The organism is Pseudomonas fluorescens group sp., assembly GCF_020093335.1.
In the GTDB taxonomy this organism is placed as follows: Bacteria; Pseudomonadota; Gammaproteobacteria; order Pseudomonadales; family Pseudomonadaceae; genus Aquipseudomonas; species Aquipseudomonas petroselini.
On the sequence record NZ_JAIOKW010000019.1, the window covers coordinates 37,321 to 63,056 of the forward strand.

Here is a 25,736-nt window from a genome sequence, read left to right on the forward strand (position 1 = left end):
GCGATGAATCAGTCGATAGAGGCGTTGGCTGACACACCGCCATCGGAAGCAAGCCCCCTCACACGGGGTAATTCGATCAGCACTTTCAACCCACCCAACTCACTTTCGTGCAACTGCAACACCCCGCCCCACACCTCGACAATGTCCCGCACGATCCCCAACCCAAGGCCGTGGCCGTCTATCTGTTCATCCAGGCGCGCGCCACGGCTGAACACCTGGTCACGCTGCGCTTCGGGAATGCCGGGACCGTCATCTTCCACCGCCAACCGGTAGCTGTGCTCAGTCTCGATGATGCTCAGGCGCACATCGGCGTCCGCCCATTTGCAGGCGTTGTCCAACAGATTGCCGAGCAGTTCCAACAGATCTTCACGGTCCCAGGGCAACTGCAGGCCGGGCGCAGCGTGGTAGCTGAGGTCTAGGTGCTCGCCGTGGATCATGGTCAGGGTGGCGAGCAGGCCAGGCAGTTCTTTATCGCAATCGAACAACGCACCGGGCAGGGTTTCACCCGCCAGGCGGGCGCGGTTAAGTTCGCGGTTGAGGCGTTGTTGCACCTGCTCCAACTGGTCACGCAACAGTTTGCTCACCTCAGGACGATCTTTGAGCGCTTCGCTCGATGCCGCGCTCAACAGCACCGCCAACGGGGTTTTGAGCGCGTGGCCAAGGTTGCCGAGGGCATTGCGCGAGCGCTTGAGGCTGTCTTCGGTGTGGGCCAGCAAGTGGTTGATCTGCGCCACCAACGGCTCCAGCTCCAGCGGTACCTGGGTGTCGAGCTGCGAACGTTGGCCCTGCTGCAGTTGGGCGATCTGGTTGCGCGCGGTTTCCAGCGGGCGCAATGCGCGGCGTACGGTGACCCGCTGCAGGACCAACACCAGCAGCAGCGCCGCCAACCCCAGCACCAGGCCGATCTGACGCATCAGGCGGAAGCTTTCACGCACCGGGGTGTAGTCCTGGGCCACGCTGATGGAAATCGACTGGCCGAAGCGTTTGTAGTCCGAACGCAACACCAGCAATTGCTGGCCTTCCGGGCCCAGTTGCAGATTGCCCTTGAGCCCGATCTCGGGCAGGCGCGGCAGTTCCTGGTCCCATAAGGAGCGGGAGCGCCAGTGGGTCTCGGCAAAATCGATGCGGAAGTAGTGCCCGGAAAACGGCCGCTGATAGGCCGGCGACAGGCGTTGTTCATCCAGCTGCACGCCGTTGGGTCCGCGCACCAGAGCCACCAGCAGGTTTTCGGCATCGTTGCGCAGACCAGCTTCCAGGTAGCGCTGCAAACCGGCTTCGAACAACCACAGGCTGGTCTGCGCCAGCACCACGCCGACGATCACCATCACACTGATAAGGCCAAGGCTCAGGCGCCGCTGGATCGACCTCATGCAGGGTTGGCGCCAAACCGGTAACCCTGGCCGCGCCGGGTCTCGATCACGCTGCGGCCCAGCTTGCGGCGCAGGTGATTGACGTGCACTTCCAGCACATTGGAATCCCGCTCGGTCTCGCCATCGTACAGGTGCTCGGCCAGGTGGCTTTTCGACAGGATCTGTTCGGGGTGCAGCATGAAATAGCGCAACAGGCGGAATTCGGCGGCGGTCAGCTGGATCTCGGCGCCATCGCGCAACACGCACTGGCGGCCTTCATCCAAGTGCAGGCCGGCGGCTTGCAACGTGGGCTGGTTAGTTTGGCCATGGGAACGGCGCAACAACGCCTGGATACGCAGGTATAACTCTTCAGGGTGAAAGGGTTTGGCCAGGTAATCGTCCGCGCCGGCCTTGAGCCCTTCGATGCGCTCGGCCCAGGAATCGCGGGCGGTGAGAATCAGCACCGGGATTGCCAACGCGGCGGCACGCCACTGTGCCAGCACCTCGAGTCCAGGCAGGCCGGGCAGGCCAAGGTCGAGAATGATCAGGTCGTAGGGCTCGCTTCGCCCCTGGTAAACGGCATCGCGCCCGTCGGCCAGCCAATCGACGGCATAGCCCTGGCGCTGGAGGCCAGCCAACAGTTCATCGGCCAAGGGTACGTTGTCTTCCACCAGCAGCAGGCGCATCAGTCTTCCTCGTCTTTGATCAGCACACCGGTGCTCGCGTCCAGCTTGATCTCGCGCACCACACCGTCGGTGGTCACCAGTTCCACTTCATAGGCATATTGCCCGTGTTTCTTTTCCAGCTCGGCTTCCAGCAGGCGTGAGCCGGGATAGCGCGCCATGGCCTGATGCAACAGCTGTTCGAGCGGCAGGATTATTCCCTGCTGGCGCAGTGCCAAGGCTTCATCCTGATTGAGGTCGCGGGCCGCCAGGCTGGAGCAAAATGCCATGAGCACCAGCGCCACGCGACTGCCGGCGCGTAAATTTACCTTCATTACGTATCCTGATGATTCTTGAGAACCTGCCCGGTGAGCGCGTCCAATTCAACATCCCATTCGATGCCGTGGGCATCTTCCAATTCGACCTCGTAGACGTACTTGCCATAGGCCTCGTCCAGGTCGGTATCCAGCAGTGTTGAACCGGGGTGCAGGGCCAGGGCCGCCGCTTCCAGTTGGTCAAAGGCGACAATAGTAACAGTGGCCGGCACTTTCAGTGGCTTGTCGGGGTCCACGGCTCGGGCCTGGGTCGCCGTGAGAGCGATGATACCGGCGGCAACCAGAGCGGTGAGGCGCTTCATGATAAGTCTCCGTTACAGGATGTTTTCCTACGCCAGCCACCGTACGCGCTGCAACTTAACTGAAACTGAATTGCCACCATGGCAATTCCAGGCCTGACCTTTTTCCCTCATCCCGCGAGATTTTCTATACTGCCCCGCTCGCTTCAACAGAGACCGGTATGACAGCCATCCACATCAAGTTTCCCGCCCTGACCCTCAAGGCCGGCAAACGCGCCTTTGCCCGGATTCGCGAGCAAGGCCTCAAGCCTGCCGATGTCGGCATCCTGCCCGGCGCGGCCGGTGGCCCCAAGGCGCTGGGCATCCAGGGCCTGGACCTGGCGCTGTTCGGCAACTGGCTGCCCCGCGCACCACGCGAGCGGGCGCTGATCGGCGCGTCCATCGGTTCGTGGCGGTTTGCCAGCGCCTGCCTGCCCGACCCGGTGCAAGGCCTGCTGGACCTTGGCCGCTTATATAACGAACAGCGCTTTGCCAAAGGCGTGACCATGGCCGAAGTCAGCCACAGCTGCCGGCGCATGCTCGACGACCTGCTGGCCGGCCGCGATGCACGGGTGCTGGACAACCCGGACTACCGCCTCAACATCATGGTGGTCAAGAGCCATGGCCTGCTTGCCGATGACCACCGTGGGCGCCTCGGGCTGGGCCTGTCCTCAGTAATCGCCGACAACCTGCGCGGCCGCGCGCGGCTGTCGCGGCACTTCGAACGGCTGATCATCCACGACCCGCGCCAGGCCCCGCCCGTGCACCCGCTAAAGGATTTCCCCTCGCGCTTCCTGGCCCTGGAACTGGGCAACCTGCGCCAGGCACTGCTGGCGTCGGGCTCAATCCCGATGGTCATGCAAGGCGTGCGCGACCTGCCCGGCGCAGGCGCCGGCACCTACCGCGACGGCGGCCTGCTGGACTACCACCTCGACCTGCCCTACCACGGCGATGACATCGTGCTGTACCCGCACTTCACCGACCGGGTCATCCCCGGCTGGTTCGACAAGGGCCTGCCGTGGCGGCGCAGCAACCCACAGGGCCTGCAGGACGTGTTACTGCTGGCGCCATCCAAGGACTACCTCGCCCGTCTGCCCCACGGCAAACTCCCGGACCGCAGCGACTTCAAGCGCTTCATGGGCGACGACCCAAGCCGCAACAAATACTGGCAGACAGCGATGAGCGAAAGCCGGCGGCTAGGGGATGAGTTTCTGGCATTGGCGGATAACGGCGGATTGGGCGAGAGACTACAAGTCTTGTAGACGGCGGCTTACCAGCGATAACCAAAGTTATCGACACAACTGTGCAGCCCCTCAACCACTAACCACGATGCGAAGCGAGCCGCTCTTGATCTTGATCTTGATCTCGCTTTTGATCTCAGGCGCCCCGTCAAACACGCTGGCCGGAATTCGACAGGGATTTGGGGGGTAAACCGGCAGGGATGCCGGTTTAGCCGCCCCGCGCCATGGATGGCGCGTGGCGGCGGCCCCCCAAATCCCTGTCGGATTACGGGCACACCGAGCGTGAGCGAGGTGCCGAGTGTTGGGGCAAGAGCGTTTTGCTTACTTTTGCGCTTTTCAAAAGTGAGCCGCTGTAAAAGCGGAACCCATAGCGGCCGTTACCTAAATAACGGATATGTACCCGGTCTGATCCAGCATCCAGGTCAGCTGTCAGGCCGCCACGGGAGCAAGCTCCCTCGCCACAGGTCCAGCGCCATAGCCAGAGTGGTGTAGATACCGATGCCTCGATGGCGCTGAATCAGTCACCTGATGAATCGACTGACACACCGCTATCGAGGGCAAGCCCCCTCCCACATTTGGATCGCGGGGTAACATTTAGATGGCGGTCAGCTGTCAGGCCGTCAGCGGGAGCAAGCTCCCTCGCCACAGGTCCAGCGCCATAGCCAGAATTGTGTAGATACCGACGCCCCGATGGCGCTGAATCAGTCACCTGATGAATCGACTGACACACCGCTATCGGGGGCAAGCCCCCTCCCACATTTGGATCGCGGGGTAACCGTTAGATTGTGGTCAGCTGTCAGGCCGCCGGCGGGAGCAAGCTCCCTCGCCACAGGTTCAGCGCCATAGCCAGAATTGTGTAGATGCCGAGGCCCCGATGGCGCTGAATCAGTCACCTGATGAATCGACTGACACACCGCTATCGGGGGCAAGCCCCCTCCCACATTTGGATCGCGGGGTAACCGTTAGATGGCGGTCAGCTGTCAGGCAGCCAACGGGAGCAAGCTCCCTCAACACAGTTCCAGCGCCATACCCCGAGTAGATACCTATACAGCGAGGGACGGTATGCGCGCCAAGGGATCAAGCTGTTAAACTCGCCGCCTGCCAGACACCGACCGAGCTGAAAACACTGTGGAAATCTTCAAGGAATTTACATTCGAATCCGCCCACCGCCTGCCCCACGTACCGGAAGGCCATAAATGCGGGCGCCTGCACGGGCATTCGTTCAAGGTGGCGATCCACCTGAGCGGCGACCTCGATCCCCATACCGGCTGGATTCGCGACTTCTCGGAGATCAAGGCGATTTTCAAACCGCTCTATGAACGTCTCGATCACAACTACCTCAATGACATCCCAGGCCTGGAAAACCCGACCAGCGAAGTGCTGGCCAAGTGGATCTGGAATGAGCTGAAACCCCTGCTGCCTGAGCTCAGTGCGATTCGCATCCACGAGACTTGCACCAGCGGTTGCATCTATCGCGGCGAGTAAGCGATTGCGCGTTGAAGAACCACCTGCGGGTGGTTTTTTTACGTCTGCCACCCCCAATGTAAAGCATCCTTGACACGGCAATAATCCAAACCTAATGTAAAGCACCCTTTACTTGTGGAGAGGGTCATGTCGGTCAAACGCTTTCTGGTGGAATTCGCGGTGATAATGCTGGCGTACATGCTGTGCGTCGTCATTTCCAGCGCCTATGTGTCGTCCATGTCCGACGGCGCCGCAAAAATCGCCTTGGCCTTGCTACCAGTGATTCCGATGATCGCGATGGCGGTTACGATCATCCGCCGGCTGAACGCCATGGATGAAATGGGCCGCAAGATCCAGCTGGACGCGCTGGCCGTGGCGTTTGTGTGCACGGCGCTCACGACCTTCAGCTACGGCTTCCTGGAAACTGCCGGCTTCCCACGCTTATCGGCCTTTATGGTGTGGCCGATCATGGGTGGCGTCTGGTGCGTGGCCACGATCATCGGCACAAGGCGCTACCAATGAATAACCTGATGCGTCAGTTACGCTCGGAACTGGGCTGGTCCCAGGCCGACCTTGCCGAGCGCCTTGGCGTATCGCGCCAGACCATCAATGCCATCGAGACCGGCCGCTACGACCCAAGCTTGCCGTTGGCGTTCAAGATTGCCAAGGTGTTCGAACGGCCTATCGAAGGGATCTTCGAAGCGCCGACAGATTGATCGACTGTCCAAAGGAGCACATTGCAATGATGCGCCTCGCCACTGTTGCTGATGTTGCTGCCATCGAGGCTATCGTCCAGGCGGCCTACTCGCCGTACATCGAACGGATCGGCCGCAAGCCAGGGCCGATGCTGGAGGATTATCACCAACAAGTGAAAGCCGGAGGCGTACACGTGCTGGAAAATGCCGGGCGGGTTCAGGGTTTTATCATCCTGCTGGATGCTGATGACGCACTGCTGCTGGATAATCTGGCCGTCGCCCCGGATGCCCAGGGCCTGGGCCTCGGGCGGTTGCTGATGGATTTTGCCGAGCAACAGGCGCTCGCCGCAGGCTTCGCCGCCATCCGCCTGTACACAAATGAAACCATGGCCGAGAACATCAGGCTGTACACGCGCCGTGGCTATGTCGAAACCCACCGGGCCGAAGAACATGGCCTGCACCGCGTATACATGACCAAACAACTCCAGGAGTAACCCATGGAAAACACCTGGCTGGCCCAAGCCAAACGCTTGCAGGCGTTGGCGTCCACGGGGCTGCACTTTTGCACTGATGATTTCGAGCGCGAGCGCCTGGAAGAAATTGCCGCGATTGCCCACAGCATGCTCGCGCAATTGGGCAATGTGCCTTTGGAGCGCATCACCGGGTTAGTCACCGACTTTGCCCAGCGCTATTCGACACCGATGATCGACGTACGGGGTGCAATCATCGAGGACGACCGAATTCTGCTGGTGCGCGAGTTGACCGATGGCTGCTGGGCGTTGCCGGGCGGTTATGCCGATATCGGTTTGTCGGCAGCGGAAAACATCGTCAAGGAGATTCGCGAGGAAGCCGGGTTGACGGTCACCGCGCGGGCGCTGTACAGCGTCACGCACAAGGCCAAGGGTTTGTATCGTCCGGACGTGCGGGACTTCTACAAGCTGTACTTCCTGTGTGAACCGGTGGATCAGTGCGCACCGATGGCGGGTTTCGAGACTACGGAAGTGGGCTTTTTCCGCCTCGATGCGCTGCCGCCGCTGTCCCGTGGGCGCACCATCGAAAGTGATCTGGAGGCGGCATTCGCCTTTCATCGCGGCGAGACGACCTACACGCTGTTCGACTGATCCAATTTGTATCACCGCTGCACCGCTTTCGTGCCCGACTGGGCACGGCGTACAACTCTTCCTGCGTTTCTCCCGTGTTTGGCTATAAATAGTGTGCACGATGCACAGCGTCGACCGTGCGCCTGTCACTGCCGCCGGTTTGGCACGCACGGTGCAGTAGGCCTGCGTCACTCATTCAGGGAGCAAGGCACATGACGCAGCAAGAACCGGGCAATGATTACCCCCTCAGCGAAGTCCCGATGCATGCGCGCAAAGGCCTGGCGTCGACCGCCATGGTGCTGCTGGGCTTTACGTTTTTTACCGCGACCATGTTTGCCGGCGGCAAGCTGGGGGTGGCGTTCAGCTTTATCGACATGCTCGGCGTCGTGGCCCTGGGTAACCTGTTGTTGGGTATCTACGCCGCAGGCCTGGGTTACATCGCGTTCAAGAGCGGGCTGAATTCGGTGCTGATGGGGCGCTTCTGCTTCGGCGAACTGGGCAGCAAGCTCAGCGACTTGATCCTCGGTTTTACCCAGATTGGCTGGTACGCCTGGGGTACCGCCACGGCCGCCGTGGTGCTGGGCAAGTATTTCGAACTGAGCCAGGGCAGCGTGCTGGCGTTGATGGTGCTGTTTGGCCTGGTGTTTTGCGCCACGGCCTATATTGGTTATCGCGGGCTGGAGATTCTGTCCTACATCGCGGTGCCGGCGATGGGCATCCTGCTGTGTCTGTCGATGTGGGTAGCGACCGTGAAAGTCGGCGGGCTGGAGGGGTTGTTGGCGGTGGTGCCGAGCGGTGCGTTGGACTTGTCCACGGCAATCACTCTGGTGTTCGGCACCTTTGTCAGCGGCGCGACCCAGGCCACCAATTGGACGCGCTTTTCGCGTTCGGCCAAGGTGGCGGTGCTGGCCAGCCTGATCGGTTTCTTTATCGGCAACGGCTTGATGGTGCTGATCGGCGCCTACGGTGCCATCGTCTATCAACAACCGGATGTGGTCGAAGTGTTGCTGCTGCAGGGCTTTGCCATGGCAGCGATGGCCATGTTGCTGCTCAACATCTGGAGCACCCAGGACAACACCATTTATAACTTCGCGGTGGCCGGCTGCAACCTGCTGCGCACTAAGCGGCGCAAGACCGTGACCCTGGCCGGCGCGGTGATCGGCACCCTGCTGGCATTGCTTGGCATGTACGACCTGCTGGTGCCGTACTTGATCCTGCTGGGCACGGTGATCCCACCGATTGGCGGGGTGATCATGGCGGACTTCTTCTACCGTTACCGCGGCCACTATCCGCGCCTGGCCGACGCTCGCCTGCCGGCGTTCAACTGGCCTGGGCTGGTGGCGTATGCGGTGGGCACGGTGCTGGCCTTCAGCTCGCCCTGGGTCGCGCCGTTGGTGGGCATCGTTGCTGCGTCGTTGACCTACATCGTGCTCACCACCGTACTCCGGGTGCGCGCGCCGCTGGCTGACGCCCGCGCATGAGCCTGACCCTTGCCGATGTACTGGCCCTGCCGGGCTTGGAATCAATGCGCCTGCGCGCAGGCGCCGTTGGCCTGGATAATACCGTGCGCTGGCCCTATGTCGCGGAGAACAGCGGGATTGCCGAATGGGTCTTGGGCGGCGAGCTGGTGTTCGTGACCGGGATCAATCACCCACGGGATGAAGCCAACTTGCTGCAATTGCTGGATGAAGCCTGTCAGCGCCAAGTGGCTGGGTTGGTGATACTCACGGGGCCGGCATATATCCAGGCGATTCCCCCGCGTTTGCTGGAGGCTGCCGAAGCCGCCGGCATGCCACTGATCGAACAGCCTTATTCGCTGAAAATGGTGCTGGTGACCCAGGCCATTGGCTCGGCGCTGATCCAGTCCGAGCAATTGGGGCGCTCGCGGCACGATGTGTTGGAGCGCTTGCTGACCGGCGATTACCAATCCCTGGATTTGCTGCTGCATCGTGCAGTGCAATTGGGCCTGTCGCTGGCCGGGCACTGGCAGGTTGTGCAACTGCAATTGGAAGGCAGCGAATGGCTGTTTGCCCAGGGCGATGCCGCCTATGTAGAGGCGCAGCTGGCGCGGCAACATGACGCTATCAGTCGGCGTTTGCGTCAGGTGTCTGCCGGGTTGCCGGTACTCGGACGGGCCGGGCAATGGACACTGCTGCTGCCGGCGCCGGACGCTGTCGCCGCCTTGGCCAACCGCCAGCAATTGGCCAACTGGCTCAACCCGCTGAACCTGCGCCTGGCGCCGCTCAAACTGTTTATCGGCCTCAGCGCCGCCGCGCACCCACCGGTACGCCTGGCCCAGGCGCAGGATGAAGCGCGCCAGGCGTTGGCCGCTGCGCGGCGTTTCAGCGAGCGGGCCGGGCTCTGCATGTACGACGAACTGGGCGTGCTCAAACTGCTCAGCGGTGTGCGTGATCGCGCCCTGCTCGACCAATTCCTGAATGAACGCCTCGGCCCATTACTGCGCCACGACGTGCACCATGGCCCCAGCCTGATGCCGACCCTGGAAGCCTGGTTTCACGAGAATGGTAACCTTGTGGCCGCCGCCCAACGGCTGGCCGTGCACCGCAATACCCTGACACACCGTGTCCAGCGCATCGAAGCCCTGTGCGGCCTGACGCTGGATAACGCTTATGACCGCCTGGACATTGGCATTGCGCTGATGATCTGGCGGCTGTCTGCCTGATTGTTTTTAGCCAAGAGGAACTTGCCCATGCACATCATCAACGCCCGCCTGCGCAACCGTGAAGGCCTGCATGATCTGCACCTGGAACATGGCCGGATCGCCAGCATCACCCCCCAATCGGGTACAACGACTGCCGCGGCCGACGACCTGGACGCCGCCGGCAATCTGGTGATTCCGCCCTTCGTCGAACCCCATATCCACCTCGACGCCACACTGACCGCAGGCGAGCCGCGCTGGAACATGAGCGGCACCCTGTTCGAAGGCATCGAATGCTGGGGCGAACGTAAGGCCACCATCACCCAGGCAGACACCAAGACCCGCGCCAAAAAAACGATCCAGGCCCTGGCCGCCCACGGCATCCAACATGTGCGCACCCACGTCGACGTCACCGACCCGGACCTCACGGCGCTCAAGGCCATGCTGGAAGTGCGCCAGGAAAGTACGCACCTGATCGACCTGCAGATCGTCGCGTTCCCCCAGGAAGGCATCGAGTCATACCGCAACGGTCGCGAACTGATGGAAGAAGCCATTCGCCTCGGCGCCGATGTAATCGGCGGCATCCCTCACTTTGAGTACACCCGCGACCAGGGCGTGAGTTCGGTGAAGTTCCTGATGGACCTGGCCGAACGCACCGGCTGCCTGGTGGACGTGCACTGCGACGAAACCGACGACCCGCATTCGCGCTTTCTCGAAGTGCTGGCCGAAGAAGCCCGCAGCCGTGACATGGGCGCTCGCGTTACCGCCAGCCACACCACCGCCATGGGCTCCTATGACAATGCCTACTGCGCCAAGCTCTTCCGCCTGTTGGGGCACTCCGGTATCAGCTTCGTTTCCTGCCCCACCGAGAGCATTCACCTGCAAGGCCGCTTCGATACGTTCCCGAAACGCCGTGGCGTCACTCGGGTCAACGAACTGCTGGAGGCCGGCATGAACGTGTGCTTCGGCCAAGACTCCATCGTTGATCCCTGGTACCCCTTGGGCAACGGCAACATCCTGCGGGTGCTGGAAGCCGGTTTGCACATCTGCCACATGCTTGGCTACCGCAACCTGCAAAGCGCGCTGGACCTGGTGACCGACAACAGCGCCAAAGCCATGGCCCTGGGCGAACGATACGGCCTGGAGCCTGGACGGCCAGCCAACCTGCTGATCCTCTCGGCGCACAGCGACTACGAGGTCATCCGTAGCCAGGGCCTGCCGCTTTACTCGATCCGCAACGGCAAGGTCTTGATGAAACGTCAGCCGGCGCAGGTGGAGTTTGTGTAAAGGCTCTGTTCAGGCAATCGAGTCGATATCCAGTGTTTGCGCCCTCCCCCATTCGCCAGGCATGGCGGGAGGGATACTGGCGACCTGGGCCAGCTCGCGGTTTTCACGGTGGCTGAACCAGCGCCTGAGGCTCGGTTGCAAGCTGGCGCTGTGGGCTTGACTGCCGTAGACATCACGGGCTTCCAAACGGCGCCAGCGCAGGGTCGCAAGGCGCTCACGACTGGTGTGCAAGCGGTCGATCTCGGCGTTCAAGGCTTCGTTGTGCTCATAGCCCCGATCGTTGGCGGGCTTCAGGCGGACCAGTTCGCGGCGTTTGTTGCGCAGTTGCTGGCGCATGGTTTCGAGTGCGTGATCGAGCCGTTCAAATTCTCTCGGTGTGACCAAGGGCCCGCTACTTTCCTGGGTTTGTTGCCACCGACGTAGCGTCGCCCAGGCGGCTGGGATATAGCTGGCGGTCATGAAGTGCTGATTGGCCTGAAACAGCTGTTTCAGCAGGTTGTCACGGTCAGGCATGTCACCGTGGAGTTGCAACGCTCGGTTGCAGCCGGCTTCCTGGATGGACTCACAACCAGGTTTCCACAACACTGAAGAATGCGTGCCATCTGCGAGCATGATCGGCATGAAGTGTTGCTGTTCGCCATGGTGCTGGTAGGGATTGCCACCGAAACGTACCAGGCCGGCCGCAAACAGCAGGCCACCGGACGCGGGAGCGCTGAAGAGCGTGACGGCGCCGGGGATCCAGAGTTTGGCGGTGGTGTTCATCCACGGAGCCGGGACGCTGGGGACCGGATCGTTGTGGTTGACGATGCGGTGGTGGACCAGGCTTGAGGCACCGAGGGTGAATTCGGAGTCGGCGGCGCGCGGGGCACCGTAGGTGTAGAGGAGGATGTTGTAGTTCCCCTCCGGCGCTCGGCGCAGGCCTTCTGCCAAGAGCAAAGCGATTGCGCCACCCAGGCTGTGGCCGCAGATGATTATTCGTTGGCCGGTGTGAAACTGAGTGAGGTAATGCAGCACGAAATCACGCATCGCCCGATAAGCCTGATAAAACCCTTCGTGCGCCTTGCCGATACCCTCGGCGAAAGCCACCTGATGAGCGTCTGCATCCCGTAGCCCATCTGCAGCGCTGGCAGTACCCCGTACCGCAATCAGGATCACCTCATCGTGATGACTGATAAATGCCTGCGTGTCAGTACCAAATTCTTCATCGTCAAAAAAATGCAAACTCGCGGGGTGCTCCTGCTTCTCCGCCAATTCCGGTCGGTTTTGGGGGTACAGCGTGGGATCGAAAGGCAAAATCTCGAAGCGCCGGGAATACGGGACCTCTTCGTAGAGCGGATAGAACCGTTGCTGTTGATCTGCATCGACTCGCCAGGCTTCGTGATAACCCGAGAGCTTTTCAGCAAAAAAATGACCGACGCTTGGGTCGAAGGGGAATCGAACTGCGTCCCGAGGCCGTTGAGGTGGCTCCTGGCCGAAATTGCAATAACTCAAGGTGGCCATCAACGCCAGCTGATACAGGTTCAAGGCACAGAAGCTGTCTTCGGTTGAAAGCATCGGACGCAACGCTCGCAGTGGCCGAACCTCCAGGACGGTATGGTTGTTGGGAAATAATACGATCCCCGCCAAGGTCGATTGGGGCGGCCCGAAGCCAAGGTCCTCCAGCATCTTTAACGCGTGCCGCTGGGGTTGATGAGTTCGCTGCGTAACCGGTGGCAAGTGGGCGACATGACGGACCAAGTCGCGAACTTCAACTTGATAAAACCGACTGGTTGTTGGTTGAGCCGGATCACCCTCAGTACGCCGACCGTCGGAGCGAGCAAATCGAGTGTGTTCCGCCCGAATTTGAAGCTCGGTGATAGGGAGCTTGTAAGCTCGGCGCGACATCAGTTGCTGATACAACGGCTCCGTTCCTGAATACAGGTCGTCAAAAACAAGGGCCACAGGCCCACAGTAAATATCTTTGAGTGTGGCGAATCCGTTTCCGTCCAGCCTGCCTTTGTATTCTTGCCCCGCGCTATCGTGAAGGGTGTAAGGCAACCCACCGTAGGCCGTCCCAACGCCGAGTTCATCTGCCAGGCAAAAACTCACCCAATGCCCGCGCAATGGACAAGCCGGCTTGTTATCACTGAAAAAAGGTTGCTTCCGCGCGTCCAACATCATGAGTTTGCTCCTTGTTACTTGCACGATGGGTAGACATCACAGATGCGACCATCGGGCATTTTTATAGGCTTAAAGTCGGTGGTATTACCGTTGCAAAACGCGTACAGGTCTTCAAAGCTGCTACCTTTACAACGCTTCCATCCGCCAGGTACTGCCACCCAGGTACCGTCAAAATACGGTTCTTCCTCGTCAATTAAAGTCAGCGTCACCCTGAGTGTCTTTCCCGGCAACTGATCCCGCTGCACCACGTGTCCTGATCCCTGTCCGTGTGGGTGACGGGCCACCTCAAAAGCCTTGCATGAAAGAACCTTGATGATCGCGTGTTGCGGCCCCGCCGTCCGAAACAACCACTGACATTGCTTATGCAATTCCTGAACGCCCGAATCTGGCATCCCAGGTATATCGGCGTTCGAGGGATCTGTGATTGAGAAACCTGCCAGGTCTCCCCCGACGTCTGAATATCGGGTCCCCCACTTCGCATACGTTCTAAAATCCACACTGCGCAAAACCGTAGGGCACCCTTCAATGATCTCCGTCAGCGGTAGCTCAAAACTCACGCGTTCAGCCACCGGTTTGTAACGCGCAATAAAGATTTTCCTCTCGGGCCTTTTACCTCGACGTCTCGGCAACGTGCACGTTTCCCCAGTCGCGGGACCATAGTTGGCGCCGCCGATGAAGCGAAACTCCGCCGGCAAATCCACCTCCAACGTAAACCGTTCAACCGGTTTGCTCACGCACCCCGCCAGCCCTATCATCGCCAGCACAATCAACACGCCCCACCTTCGCCTAGCCATTTTTTCCTCCTGTCAATTCCCACTGGGCTGCCACCCGTTCAAAATGCTCTCCCGGTGCCTCCCCACCCCGCGGCCCCCACTGAACGACCGTGCCCCGTGTGGCCTCTTCCAACCGTCGTACCACCAGAAACTCCAGTTGCTCGGGCCTTCGCCACTGCCAGGTGCGAGCCTGCTCCAATACCTGCGCCAGCCAGATTCTTGGGTCCTGGAATTCCGCTAACGCGACCAGGTCTTCACTGTGCTCGGTCAACAGGTAACGCAGGATATTGGCCTGCAGGATGGCTTCAGCGTTCGGGTTGGGGGTGTTCAGCCAAGGCGCGGGGTTGGGCACCGGATGTTCACCGGGGGCCGGGTTGTCAGCCGTGCGCCAGCGCTCTTCGTGCCAGTAGCAAACGCTGAACAACGGGCCGAGGAATTGCGGCCAATGTTCCGCGCGCAGATAGGCCAGTGCGCGTGCCAGGGTGCGGTTGTCGTGAAAGCGGTACATCGATTGCGCACCTTCCGGGCCCACCAGCAGCCTGTCACGCCAGTGCCGAGTCACGACGTACAGGTCTTCGCTTGGCAGGCTGCCCAGCCAGCCCCAGTTGTTCTCGGGCTGCTGCAAAAGGCCGAGCAATGCAGGCTCGTTCATCTGCTCCAGCAACAAAATCACTGGGCCTTGCCCCGCCAGTTCCGCCAAGTCGGTCTCGGCGTAGAGGCTGCGATACTGTGAAACGTCGCGCGTCGCCAGCAGTGGCTGACAGGCTTCATGCTGCCCCTCAAGGATCAAACACAACCGATGTCCTGCCTGATGCTGTTGATCCATCCATTGGCCTGGCATGCTCTGCATCAAGCAGCCCTCCCCGGCAGATCACACAGGCCTTCGCGGCAGCGCTCGCACACCGGGCAGTAGTCGGCCCCCAGTTGGCTGGCCAGGTTCATGAGGGAGCCTTGCACCACGGAGATCGCTGGCCTGTCGGCCGCCGCTAACGCATTCGCCGCTCGGGTCACGGAGGGTGAACCGCCCAGGGTGATGGGCCGACTGCTGAAGATGCCCCCCGCCTGGATGACCAGGTGCTCGCCGCCCGCCTTGAGGCTCAGTTGCGCCCCGGCATCGATCACCAGGCTGGCACCGGACTTGAGGTGAAGCTGCTGCCCCGCTTCGACGAACAAAGTCTGGCCAACGTGGGTCCGGCTATCGCCGTGTACATCGAGGTGATCGCTGGCCTTGAGTACGACGCTGCGATCACCCGTGACCTGGCGATGCTCCTCGCTGCCCAGGTGAGTGGTGCTCATACCCTGGATGACTTCCCGGCGTTCGCCCGCCACCTCCAACCGGCTGTCATGGCCGACCTGCTGCTCCAGGTCCCGCTGTGCGCGAAGATAAATCAACTCCTCGCCGCGGCGGTCCTCCAGGTACAGCTCATTGGCGCCCGCGCCGCCAGGGGAACTGCAGCTGCGCAAGACACTGCGGGTCTTGTACTGCGGGAGGGGATAGGCCGACCTGTGCGACGCATTCGGCAGGCAACCGTTGATCAACGGTTGGTCCGGGTCCCCTTCCAGGAAGGTCACCAGCACCTCCATGCCCACACGCGGAATCAGCGTTGCACCGAACCCGTCACCGGCCCATCCGGACGCCACCCGGACCCAACAACTGCTTGTATCATCCGACGTATTCAGGCGGTCCCAGTGAAAGCGCACCTTCACCCGGCCATAAGCGTCGCAATGCACCTCCTCTCCGGGCGGCCCGGTCACGGTTGCGGTCTGGCTGCCATGGATGCTCGGCTTGGGATGTTTGAGGGACGGTCGATGTACCGCTTGCCAAGGGGTCGCCGTGAAGCGATTGCGATACCCCAGGAACCGGTCAGTCGCGGGCGCAGCCTCCTCCAGCACCTGCGGTTGATACCCCTCGTGACGCACCGAAGTGATGAGCCACAAATCGTTGCAGGACGGGTCGGGGTGATCGCGTAATTCAAGAAAATGTCCACTGCGCAGCGCGGGTTGATCACTCCTGCCCAATGCCCGAAGACGGTCACGTTGGTGACGCTCCAACCCCCGCCGCGCCAAGCGCTTACCCCGGACATGGCCGCTGAATCCTGCTGGGTAGTGATAATCCTCAAGAGGATGCGCCGGAGCAGAACCGGCGGTGTCCTGCAGAAGCAACGAAGGGTGTTCGAAATCATGATCGCGGCGCACCGTCGCCTGGCTGCGTGTGCCCAAACGCACCTCGAAACGCTGGATAACCTGCGTTTCGGCCTGCGGCCCGCCAGCCGGGTAATAGCGCTGCACCGGCAAGCGGCGAAACACCGTCTGGTCGTCACCGAACACCAACAGATGAGCGTCCGTGCTGTGACGAAAATGGTAGTGAATGCCCTCCTCTTCACACAGCCGCTGGATGAAGTGCAGGTCACTTTCCGCGTACTGCACACAGAACGTGCGCGGCGGATAAACCACGGGGCCCAGCTCGAACACGTAGGCGTCCGCCAGAATGCCATGCTGTTCGAGGACGGCGGCGATGATCTGCGGCACGCTGCGCCGCTGGAAAATCCTTTGGTCGCGCCGATGCGCAAGATAGGCCAGCCGAGGTGCCAGGGTCAGGTGGTAGCGCGTGGTGCGCTGACCTGGGTCATCTCGGCCTATCGCGTAGATATGCCCATGCAGGCCTTCGTTCGCGTCGCCGAAATCCAGGTAGGCGGGTTGGTGGAGCAACGTCTCCAGCGCTAGGGAGGGGTTTTCGCTCACGACCTGTACGTGGATGAAAAACGCTTGATCAAGGACCTCGCTGCCGTTGAATGCCAGCACTTGGAAGTCGATATTTATGCATGGAAGAATAAGTTTGAAACGTGACGAAACAAACGCGTTAACCATCCGTTGTTACCCGCCGCTAATGAATGACCGCCCTGAAATACTCTCTCTCGCTAAAGAATAAGTGACCGAGAAAAAAGCGCCTGAACACCTCAAAGCTTAGCGATTACGGGGAAGAATCGGCCGCGTAAAAATAAAAAAGAAGTTTCGTACGAAGAAGTTGGAAGTGTCTTTTACCAAATGAAAAAACGAGGCAATGCGCCACTTCTTAGTCATAAGAAATGCCCTACATTAAAGTTCGTCACGATAACTAACTAACAGAGAAACAGCCGACGCCAAATCACAGCGTCAGCCGTTAAGAAACCTCACCCTTGCAGCCGCGCTGCACCGAACAGACTGACGCTCAGCAACGTCTTGTCCTGAGTGTGCAAGCGCACCGGCGCAATGCCACCAGGCATGACCACGGCAATATCACCGCTCTCAACCCAGCCTGCACGCCATGCCGCGCATGCCACGGCACTGGCGCTGGTTCCGGAAGACGCAGTGGGCCCCTCTCCGCGTTCGAACACGCGCGCGATGAGTCGATTGCGGGACTCTCGCGCCGCCCATTGCAGGTTGACCCCAGCCGCACAGGGTTGCCCACCGCCTGCGGGAGGTGCAAAGGCAATCGCCTTCAAGGCTTCGAACAGGGCGGGCTGCTGCATTTGTGCGTTGTCGGGCAATGCCGACACCCGCTCGACCAACGTCACACAATGGGGGTTGCCCACCCGTACAAATTGACTCGTGGCCCACTGAGGGTTGATCGCCGTCAGCTCACTGATGTGGCTCAGTTCGGCCCCCTCCAGAAAGGCTTGATCAACCCCTTGGGCCCCCACCGCCGAGGGTCCGAACGTGGGCAACCCCAGTTCAAGCCAGAACCCCGCAACGTCCTCACGAACGGACGGTTCCACCCGAGTGGCGACGGGCGATACCGCATCCGTTTTGTCGTGGTGTACGCGCAATTCACAGGCGTCAGTCATCAGGGCCTGTTCGGTCAGCGCCTGGGCAAAAATCGTCAAGCCATTGCCGCTGCGCTCGGCCAAAGAGCCATCCGTGTTAACGATCAACAGGTCAAACGGCGGCTCGGCCTGGAACGGCCCGACCAACAAACCATCACAGCGATGCGCCTTGGCATCAGCCGGGCGTGGTATCGCGCCCCAGCCGCATTCGGAAGCGACGGCCGATGCTGTCCAACGGCTGCGAGTACGCGCGGCCAACGCCGCGCTGTCGGGCACCTCAATGCCCTTGTTTCTTAACAAGGCTGGGCTGACCACGCCATAGATGTTGCCGCGAGCATCGTAGAACAGGGTCATAGCGTGGTTTGCCTGAACAGCTTCATCGGTTCGTCCGTTTGGTTGCCTGCACACTCAGGCAACAGCGTATTACAGAACCTACCGACAATGGGAGGCGGCCTGGAAGGTGGTAATCACCGTGAGCACGAAGGGGTTCAAAAGCCCTCACGGAGATTACGCACCTTCCAGGCCGCCTCCTACACACCCGATACTTCTTACGTGGCTGCAAACTGCCCAGCCGTTCCAAGTGTGTAAAAATAAAATTCACGCCCGGCAAAACGCCAAGGGAACCCCGCTCGCGCACCAACGCCTGATATGCAAGGATGTCGCGCCGGACATCGTTCGTTGAACGCCAAACCAAGGACTTTTCATGACTGCCATCTCCACCTCAGCGCCCGTGGTTCCCGGGCGGCTGGAGCAAATGTCGACCCGTATCGCCTTCTTCATTGCCGGCTTCGGCATTGCCGCCTGGGCACCGCTGGTGCCGTATGCCAAAGCCCGTGCCGAACTGAGTGAAGGCACACTGGGCCTGCTGCTGTTGTGCCTGGGCGTCGGCTCGATCATTGCCATGCCCGCAGCGGGTGCCTTGGCATCGCGCTTTGGTTGCCGACGCGTGCTGAGTGCCGGGACGATCATGATCTGCCTGGCTTTGCCGGTGTTGGCGACGGTCAGTTCGATTCCGTTGCTGATGGCGGGTTTGTTCCTGTTTGGTGCCGGTTTAGGCACGGTGGATTCCACCGTCAATCTGCAGGCCGTGATCGTCGAACGTGCCAGTGGCAAGACGATGATGTCCGGTTTTCACGGGCTGTTCAGCCTGGGTGGGATTATCGGCGCGGCGGGGGTCTCGGGATTGCTCGGGTTGGGCCTTTCGCCACTGCAGGCTACCCTGGTGGTGATCGTCATCACGCTGGCGGCACTGCTCAAGGCGGCACCGCACCTGCTGCCGTACGGCAGTGAAAGTTCGGGCCCGGCGTTTGCCGTTCCGCGTGGCGTGGTGCTGTTTATCGGTTGCCTGTGCTTTATTGTGTTTCTGGCCGAAGGCGCAGTGCTCGACTGGAGCGCGGTGTTCCTCAGTGCCGAGCGCGGCCTGGACGAAGCCTATGCAGGCTTGGGTTACGCAGCCTTTGCCTTGACCATGACGCTCGGACGGTTGACCGGTGACGCCATCGTGCGCCGGCTGGGCGCTACTCGGGTGATCGTGGCTGGCGGTGCACTGGCAGCGGTCGGCACATTCCTCGCCACCTTGTCACCGGCTTGGGAAATGGCCTTGCTGGGTTATGCGCTTGTAGGTGCCGGGTGCTCGAATATCGTCCCGGTGCTGTATACCGCTGTCGGCAAACAGAACGTCATGCCAGAACACATTGCCGTGCCGGCCATTACCACCCTGGGCTATGCGGGGATATTGGCCGGGCCGGCCTTGATCGGGTTCATCGCCCATGGCAGCAGCCTCGCTACGGCCTTCCTGTTGATCGCGGGGTTGCTGGCAGCGGTGGCGGTGAGTGGAAAAATACTGCGGGTATGAACGTTAAGCAGCACGAGCGGCTTGAGTATTTCAAGCAACTCGTGCCCCTTGAGCGTCTTTAAATTCCCCTCTCTTGCTTGTCCTCTTGCAGCCAGCGATCAAGGCTGTAGTTCTTCAACCACCCATCGTCGTTACGGCTGCCGAAAAGGCTGAAACCATTGGCCTTGTGACTGTCCAGAGAGTCCATTAACCCGGGTCGCTCCGTGAGATTCTTGGCCAGGTACACCTCTTGCTCAGTGTATTTTTTCAACGGAAACCCGGTGCGCGGATCCCGTACAGCTTCACCGTTGTTGTCCGTTACGTTAGGGTCCTTGCTGATCTCGGCAATCGTTTCCCTTTTCACGTACCGGTGTTTTTCTGAGCCAAAAAAGGCACTGAAGTCTTCCGACTTGTCCCGCCAATCATCAAATTTCCCCCTGAATGCCTGCACGACCTGCGCATCGGTTTTCGCATGGAACGGATCGGCGCTCTGGATATTGGGGTTGGTATTGCCGATCTGTGAGTCGCCCGCTTTGGCAAGGCTTTCATGGGTGATTTCACCGCCTTTGGCAACAATGGCATCGTTCAGCCGGGGACGGTTGAGTATCTCTCGCGCCAACATGATGGTGCGCTCCGACACCTTGCTGCTGCTGGGTTCTTCTTTGGCTATTTCCTGCAAAGATCCCTGGGTCAGTCGGCCATCTTTCTTGAAGGCATCCAGTAATTGCAGGTTGTTTTTGAGGTCGGTCGCCAGCAAGTGGTCGTCTGAGCTGACAAAGGGGTTCCCAACCTTCGACATGCCTCCATACAGGTTCTGGCCGTCAAAGTGACGATCGGCGCCGTTCGCGAAACGGGTGTTGAATGTCTGCAACGCTGGCAACGGCTTACCCAATGCTCGGTTATCTACCTCATGGCGAAACTGACCATTACCCGCACCTGCTGAGGGATTGTTCGGTGCATTTAATGCCGCTATTTGCGTGCGGCCCAGATTATTGACAATTTCCGCCATGATTCACCTCTACCCTATCTAGATTTTCGTAGCCTGGGCCTTGATTACCTGATCCGCAAAACCGACTCGAAATCAACATGGCACAAGCACCGATTGAGTGGTGCTCAGAAAACAATGGTTCCGAAGACTGCCGTCCAAAACCCCGGACTTACCCCAGTGAATCTTGAGCATTTGTAACCCGCGCACCTGGCCGGACCATTCCTGGCGTGGAACAGCCCACTAGCGGCTGGACAACTTGTGCCAAAGGTTGGCAAATAGGCAGAGCAAAGGATTGGACCCTGGCTCTTCAGTGATCGCTCGAGAGCCTTTGTCAAAATCTTCGGCGGTGGGCGCCTTGAAGCTGAACTTAGGCGAGGATGTGAGGTTAAGCCCCTGTGGCTGGGACGTTCCCGGGGTCTCTGGCTGTTGCGCAAGCGTAGCCATTGCCGAGACGTCGTACTGGGAGTGACGGGATTCAAATGATGTCGAGTTCATGGTCCAGACCTAATCCGGTAGATGAAGGCCCCCATCGGTAGTCAATGACCGGTGGATATTTACTCTGTGGTGCGTTTTTGAAAACGGTTCCTGCGGGTGGATCTGTATTTCCTGTACCACGCGTTTGCCAACCTCTGCCGCGCAGTCCGCGACAGAGGTCCGCCCCTCGCCTAACGAAGCAGTTGGTACAACTCCCGTTGAGAGATCTGGCCATCGCGGCGCCAACTGTCAACGTTGTCCATCATCGACCTGAGGTCCGAACGGGCCATCACTTCCCTCGACAGCTGGGTGAGATGGTCGCTGAATGGGTTGCCGGTCAACGCTTGCGACGCACGTGCGCTGAGTTCGCGGAGCTTGATCGTGCTGCTGAAGTAGCCGCCCTTCAGCGAATTGAAATGGGTCAGCATTTCTCGCACGAGTTGCTTGTCGTTATTCAACTTCAACGGGTTATCGGAACGAACAACGCTACTGATGTCGTCCTTGGACAAACGGCCATCCAATGCCCCCGTACTGCCATTTCTATCGAGCGCTTGCATCAGACCGGGACGCCGCAACAGTTCCTTCGCCAGTCGGATATTCGGGTCCAGGGAGGGGTTGCCGGTCAACGGTCGATTGGCCATTTTCTGCACGCTCTGGGGCGTCACACTGCGTGAAGGCCAGCGGCCCTTGAACGCCCCATAATTATCCAGAAGCCCCTGGGCCAATTGCTCATTACTTTGTTTGGAGTAATAGGGGTCCGGTAACGTCGGGTCTGGACGCGGCGGCGGGCCGGGGTTCGGGCGCACACCGTCCGGCACTGGGCGCGGCGGCGGACCACCGAATACCGGGCCGCTTTGGCTGGACTGCGATGTGAAACTGACACCTACCGTGATCTGGGCACTTGATGAGGTACCAGACCGCTCAGTATTGGGTTTTGCCTCTGCAAGAGGGGCATTATCGGTGGAGGGAGCGACGCTCTGATTGAATGCTGATACCGACATTTGGTTCTCCAGTTCGGTGTGTTCAGGCGCCTGACCTCACCGTCCCAGCGACCCTGACGCTCAATAAGCCGTCCAGGCAACCAGCAGAGGCAGGCATATCCTGTGTGGCAGAACGGTGGGAAGCGGTTCCTGAGACAGCTGAAAACTTCCAGAACCCAAGTAGGAAGAGCATCGGCAGGGTTGAGAGATAACCCCATATGTTGGACAGCATTACCGCCCAACCTGAGCAGGAAGCGCGGCAATGTGGTGAGTCAACGGCGGATCAGAACCTAATGGGGAGCGCTCACCTGTTTGAGACGGCTGAGTTTTTCGCGGCTGCCGCACACGCTCATCTGGCACCATTTGCGCTGTTTGTTCTTGGAAATGTCCATGAACACCCAATCGCAGTCCGTGGCACTGCAACTGCGTAGCGCGTGCAGATCACCCGACACCAGCAGTTGCGTGGCCTCGATAGCCAGGCGTCCCAGCACCATGGCCGTCAGTTCCTGCGCCGTGGTGCAGGCTTTCCACGCCCAGGCGGGCTTACCGTCGACCGACCGCAGCACCCGCCAGGCGACGCCTTGCTGGAACATCTGGTTGATCTGCTGCAAGGCCTCGTCGGGGGCGGCGTGGTTCATTGATAACGGATAGAACACCTCATACAGGCATTCCCTGAACGCAATAACCGCGTCCAGGTCCGGTTGGTAGGCGATCGACGACTCGAACACCATGGGCTTGTAGTCATCAAACTCTCGGGCTGAGATCAATGACGCATGCAAGGCCCATTCGAAGAAAAACTGAAAACTGGTGAGCCGCTCTTCGATGACCTTGAGTGCGGTGCCGGGACGCCGGCCATTGGTGGTATTGATAAAGTCCAATACCCGGGCCCCACCAATCAGACGGATCGATTTTGCAGTGCCCGTAAAATGTGTCATGCCTGCTCCTGAAAAAACACGTTCTCCCTGCGATGGCGCAGATTACCTTGTTTTTTCGAGTTGCAGACATTGGCATCTCGGCGCAAAGACCAACGGCTAAGTGCGAGCGTCGTTGCGCGCCACCCAGTCCAGAATCGTCTCGACAGACTGCGCCACTGAAAGCGCCTGGGTATTCAAGTGCACTTCCGGAAACACCGGCACGTCATAGCGGGAGTCAATCCCGGTGAAGTGCTTGATCAAGCCTGCGCGGGCTTTTTTATACAGACCCTTGGGGTCACGCTCTTCGGCGGTTTCCAACGGCGCATCCACATGCACTTCGACAAAAAACTCATTGCCGATGATCGAGCGCGCGTAATGCCGGCTGGCCGACGAAGGTGAAATCAACGCCACGATCACCAGCAACCCCGCCTCCAGCATCAACCGCGCCACTTCGGCGACCCGGCGGATATTCTCATCGCGGTCGCTGTCGGTAAAACCCAGGTCCCGGCACAGCCCGCCACGCACCGAATCGCCGTCGATAATGGCGGTGAGCCGCCCTTGTTCCTGCAGGGCAATATCCAGCGCATCGGCAATGGTCGACTTGCCTGACGCAGAGATACCCGTCATCCAGATCACGGCTGGCTTATGGTTCGTTTGCGCGTGTTCGGTGCGCCGGTGGTTGAACGCAAACGCATGCAGATTCTGGTTTGGACTGTCTGGAAAATAACTCATGGCCGCTCACCCTCCGTCACCGAAACAGGTTGTTTACCCAGCATGAACACCATCACGCATTGCACGAACAGCAGCAGCGCAACCACCCAATACACGGTCGAGAACGACCCGGTTAGGTCCTTGGAAAAACCGCCGAGGAAATTGCCGCACACCCCACCCAGGCCGATCAATACGTTGGCAATGCCGAAGGCCTGGGTCAGTCGGCTGACCGGCACAATTTGCCCGATGTAACTGGGGACCAGCCCGAAGATGGGATAGAACGCCAGCGCAAACAAAAACGCGGCCAGGTAGAACAGCGGGAGGCTGTTGAAACTGAACACCAGGGTGGCGGCCAGCCCCGCACTCAGGAAACACATCGCCAGCGACGCCCGCACCCCCACCTTGTCGGCAATCCAGCCCACCAAAAAGCCCGACGCCATGCCCACGGCGCCGATGGTGGTCCAGATAAACCCGGCATCCTGGACCGACACACCCAGTTCATCGCGAAGGAACGGCGCCAGGTAAGTCTGGAACGGCAGCAGCGCCATGCCATTGAGGAAGGCGATGGCCCAGGTCAGGTACAACGAGCGGCTGAGCCAGGGTTGGCGGCTGTCAAACGCAGTGGCTCGCTCCCCGGCAAACCCGCGGTCCTGGCTGGCGGCCAGGTTGCGCAACAGAAACCAGGCCACCACGCACAGGGCCACCGAGATCAGCCCGGCGGTGAGCCAGATCGAGCGCCAGCCGCCATTCAGGGTCAGGAACGACACCAGCAGGCCGTTGATAAACACGCCATAGCTGGTGCCGCTGGAGATCAGCCCCATGACCCGCGAGCGATTGCCGGGGCTGAAGCCCTTGGTGACGATTTCCGCCAACGGGATGTACACCGAGGCGGAACAGCCGCCGAGCAGGATCAGCAGGGCTCCCGATAACCAGATGCTGTCACTGACACTCAGGCCCAACAGCGCCAGGGAGGTCATCACCGTGGACACCAGGCTGATTTTCCAGCCCTCGAAATACCGGCTGATCACGCTGGTGACCGATGAAAACAGCAGGAAGCCGATCTGCGCGCCGCCGGTGATCAGGCCCACCGTGGTGTAGTCGAAACCGATGTCGCGACGCATGTCCACCACCAGGTTGGCGAACAGGTAAACGCCAAAGCCATAGGTACTGGCCACGAACCCTGTGAGGACCACCGCCAGCACGACGCTGTCCAATGGGCGGGCATTGCTCTGTACAAGTGTGCTCATCAAGCCTCCTTATTCGGCGCGCGCAGTGTGGATGACGAAATCACAATCCATCATGTCGTAGTCACGTTCGAAATCACCGTAGCTCTCATGGTCGGTAAACCCGGACTTGAGCACCTCCCCCTTCAATTCCCCCGGCAACAGCGGGTAAACCTGCAGCCTGTACTGCTCCTCGTTATCGAACGAATAGATGAACTCACACAGGTGCTCATCAACCTGCCCCAGGCTGACCGAAGCCTTCGTACCGCAGTAGTAGTAATGACCGCTGGCTTTGAATTTGCCGGCACGGATGGCGAAGAAATTGCGCTGATCCACAATCAGCAGGCCACCTGGCTTGAGCAAGGCCCTGAATTTCGCCAGCACCCGCAACCGATCGTGCGCGGCGAACACATGGCACAGTGAACTGCCCAGGCACACCACCGCATCGAACTGGCCAAGCTCCTGGGAATCCAGTGAATGCCAGTCGCGGTAATGGGACTGGATGTCCAAACCGTGTTTGCGAAAGTTCGCTCGTGCCTTGGTCAACATGGTACTGCTGCCATCCGTGGCGACGACATCGAAGCCCGCCTGCTTGAGCTGCACCGCATGAAAGCCACTGCCCGTCGACACATCGATCACCGACTGCACGCCGTGGCGTCGCAGCAGCTTTTCAAAGAACCCGTCCTCCCCTTCCTTGCGCTTTTCCCAATCAATCAACTCATCCCAACGCTCGACGAAATCCGCCGAATACTGCGTGGCATAACTGGCGACTTCGTTGTGCTTACGCCCCGACATCTGATTCATCA

At 60.1% G+C, this 25,736-nt stretch carries 25 protein-coding genes; 10 read left to right on the forward strand and 15 right to left on the reverse strand.

The window, feature by feature from the left end:
* Positions 1-8: 8 nt before the first annotated feature.
* Genes K7431_RS19385 through K7431_RS19400 form a run of 4 tightly spaced genes read right to left on the reverse strand, consistent with a single transcriptional unit; the run spans position 9 to position 2,648 of the window.
* Positions 9-1,370, reverse strand: coding sequence for a sensor histidine kinase (locus K7431_RS19385; RefSeq protein ID WP_012723363.1), 1,362 nt, complete (start codon positions 1,368-1,370; stop codon positions 9-11).
* The gene (locus K7431_RS19390) at positions 1,367-2,035 is read right to left on the reverse strand and encodes a response regulator transcription factor (RefSeq protein ID WP_012723362.1); all 669 of its coding nucleotides are present in this window, start codon (positions 2,033-2,035) and stop codon (positions 1,367-1,369) included. The genes K7431_RS19385 and K7431_RS19390 overlap by 4 nt, the downstream gene beginning before the upstream one ends.
* A complete protein-coding gene (locus K7431_RS19395; protein WP_012723361.1) occupies positions 2,035-2,346 on the reverse strand; it encodes a PepSY domain-containing protein in 312 nt (103 codons plus the stop codon). Before K7431_RS19395 ends, K7431_RS19390 begins: the two co-directional genes overlap by 1 nt.
* Complete coding sequence (locus K7431_RS19400) at positions 2,346-2,648, reverse strand: PepSY domain-containing protein (protein WP_012723360.1); 303 nt, start codon at positions 2,646-2,648, stop codon at positions 2,346-2,348. Before K7431_RS19400 ends, K7431_RS19395 begins: the two co-directional genes overlap by 1 nt.
* Positions 2,649-2,806: 158 nt before the next feature.
* On the opposite strand from K7431_RS19400, the gene K7431_RS19405 reads away from it, so the two are divergent.
* The 9 genes from K7431_RS19405 (at position 2,807) to codA (ending at position 11,070) form a co-directional block, all read left to right on the forward strand.
* Entirely contained in the window at positions 2,807-3,886 is a 1,080-nt protein-coding gene (locus K7431_RS19405; protein WP_012723359.1) for a hypothetical protein, read from the forward strand.
* A gap of 1,107 nt (positions 3,887-4,993) precedes the next feature.
* Positions 4,994-5,350 carry a 6-carboxytetrahydropterin synthase QueD gene (gene queD / locus K7431_RS19410; protein WP_003190259.1) on the forward strand — a complete coding sequence of 119 codons (357 nt, stop codon included), beginning with the start codon at positions 4,994-4,996 and terminating at the stop codon, positions 5,348-5,350.
* A 126-nt stretch (positions 5,351-5,476) separates the two neighbouring features.
* Positions 5,477-5,851, forward strand: coding sequence for a hypothetical protein (locus tag K7431_RS19415; RefSeq protein WP_043205127.1), 375 nt, complete (start codon positions 5,477-5,479; stop codon positions 5,849-5,851).
* Complete coding sequence (locus K7431_RS19420; RefSeq protein WP_012723357.1) at positions 5,848-6,045, forward strand: helix-turn-helix transcriptional regulator; 198 nt, start codon at positions 5,848-5,850, stop codon at positions 6,043-6,045. Before K7431_RS19415 ends, K7431_RS19420 begins: the two co-directional genes overlap by 4 nt.
* Before the next feature lie 26 nt (positions 6,046-6,071).
* Positions 6,072-6,518: a GNAT family N-acetyltransferase gene (locus tag K7431_RS19425; RefSeq protein ID WP_043205126.1), complete on the forward strand. Its 447-nt coding sequence runs from the start codon at positions 6,072-6,074 to the stop codon at positions 6,516-6,518.
* Positions 6,519-6,521: 3 nt separating this feature from the next.
* Positions 6,522-7,145, forward strand: coding sequence for an NUDIX hydrolase (locus K7431_RS19430; RefSeq protein WP_012723355.1), 624 nt, complete (start codon positions 6,522-6,524; stop codon positions 7,143-7,145).
* A 191-nt stretch (positions 7,146-7,336) separates the two neighbouring features.
* Positions 7,337-8,605 carry a cytosine permease gene (gene codB / locus K7431_RS19435; protein ID WP_012723354.1) on the forward strand — a complete coding sequence of 423 codons (1,269 nt, stop codon included), beginning with the start codon at positions 7,337-7,339 and terminating at the stop codon, positions 8,603-8,605.
* On the forward strand, positions 8,602-9,807 hold the full coding sequence (locus K7431_RS19440) for a PucR family transcriptional regulator (RefSeq protein WP_012723353.1): 1,206 nt from the start codon (positions 8,602-8,604) through the stop codon (positions 9,805-9,807). The genes codB and K7431_RS19440 overlap by 4 nt, the downstream gene beginning before the upstream one ends.
* Positions 9,808-9,834: 27 nt before the next feature.
* On the forward strand, positions 9,835-11,070 hold the full coding sequence (gene codA, locus K7431_RS19445) for a cytosine deaminase (RefSeq protein ID WP_012723352.1): 1,236 nt from the start codon (positions 9,835-9,837) through the stop codon (positions 11,068-11,070).
* Between the two features lie 9 nt (positions 11,071-11,079).
* Here codA and K7431_RS19450 read toward each other — a convergent pair whose 3' ends face one another.
* From K7431_RS19450 to K7431_RS19470, 5 genes are all read right to left on the reverse strand, one after another.
* On the reverse strand, positions 11,080-13,230 hold the full coding sequence (locus tag K7431_RS19450) for a lipase family protein (RefSeq protein WP_012723351.1): 2,151 nt from the start codon (positions 13,228-13,230) through the stop codon (positions 11,080-11,082).
* A 14-nt stretch (positions 13,231-13,244) separates the two neighbouring features.
* The gene (locus K7431_RS19455; protein ID WP_012723350.1) at positions 13,245-14,024 is read right to left on the reverse strand and encodes a hypothetical protein; all 780 of its coding nucleotides are present in this window, start codon (positions 14,022-14,024) and stop codon (positions 13,245-13,247) included.
* Positions 14,017-14,853, reverse strand: coding sequence for a DUF4123 domain-containing protein (locus K7431_RS19460; protein ID WP_012723349.1), 837 nt, complete (start codon positions 14,851-14,853; stop codon positions 14,017-14,019). The genes K7431_RS19455 and K7431_RS19460 overlap by 8 nt, the downstream gene beginning before the upstream one ends.
* Complete coding sequence (gene tssI / locus K7431_RS19465; protein ID WP_012723348.1) at positions 14,853-16,871, reverse strand: type VI secretion system tip protein TssI/VgrG; 2,019 nt, start codon at positions 16,869-16,871, stop codon at positions 14,853-14,855. The genes K7431_RS19460 and tssI overlap by 1 nt, the downstream gene beginning before the upstream one ends.
* A 302-nt stretch (positions 16,872-17,173) precedes the next feature.
* Complete coding sequence (locus K7431_RS19470; protein ID WP_043205125.1) at positions 17,174-18,160, reverse strand: DeoR family transcriptional regulator; 987 nt, start codon at positions 18,158-18,160, stop codon at positions 17,174-17,176.
* Positions 18,161-18,509: 349 nt separating this feature from the next.
* On the opposite strand from K7431_RS19470, the gene K7431_RS19475 reads away from it, so the two are divergent.
* Positions 18,510-19,661 carry an MFS transporter gene (locus K7431_RS19475; protein ID WP_012723346.1) on the forward strand — a complete coding sequence of 384 codons (1,152 nt, stop codon included), beginning with the start codon at positions 18,510-18,512 and terminating at the stop codon, positions 19,659-19,661.
* A 58-nt stretch (positions 19,662-19,719) separates the two neighbouring features.
* On the opposite strand, the gene K7431_RS19480 is transcribed toward K7431_RS19475, so the two are convergent.
* The 6 genes from K7431_RS19480 to K7431_RS19505 all read right to left on the reverse strand — a co-directional run bounded on the left by K7431_RS19480 (position 19,720) and on the right by K7431_RS19505 (position 25,734).
* The gene (locus tag K7431_RS19480) at positions 19,720-20,649 is read right to left on the reverse strand and encodes a hypothetical protein (protein ID WP_012723345.1); all 930 of its coding nucleotides are present in this window, start codon (positions 20,647-20,649) and stop codon (positions 19,720-19,722) included.
* A gap of 644 nt (positions 20,650-21,293) precedes the next feature.
* Entirely contained in the window at positions 21,294-22,103 is an 810-nt protein-coding gene (locus K7431_RS19485; RefSeq protein WP_012723343.1) for a hypothetical protein, read from the reverse strand.
* A gap of 269 nt (positions 22,104-22,372) precedes the next feature.
* The gene (locus K7431_RS19490; RefSeq protein WP_012723342.1) at positions 22,373-23,017 is read right to left on the reverse strand and encodes a CGNR zinc finger domain-containing protein; all 645 of its coding nucleotides are present in this window, start codon (positions 23,015-23,017) and stop codon (positions 22,373-22,375) included.
* A 96-nt stretch (positions 23,018-23,113) separates the two neighbouring features.
* Positions 23,114-23,728 (reverse strand): adenylyl-sulfate kinase, encoded by a 615-nt coding sequence (cysC, locus tag K7431_RS19495; RefSeq protein ID WP_012723341.1) that lies wholly within the window; start codon positions 23,726-23,728, stop codon positions 23,114-23,116.
* On the reverse strand, positions 23,725-24,954 hold the full coding sequence (locus K7431_RS19500) for an MFS transporter (protein ID WP_012723340.1): 1,230 nt from the start codon (positions 24,952-24,954) through the stop codon (positions 23,725-23,727). The genes cysC and K7431_RS19500 overlap by 4 nt, the downstream gene beginning before the upstream one ends.
* 9 nt (positions 24,955-24,963) lie before the next feature.
* Positions 24,964-25,734: a class I SAM-dependent methyltransferase gene (locus tag K7431_RS19505; RefSeq protein ID WP_043205123.1), complete on the reverse strand. Its 771-nt coding sequence runs from the start codon at positions 25,732-25,734 to the stop codon at positions 24,964-24,966.
* Between the last annotated feature and the right edge of the window lie 2 nt (positions 25,735-25,736).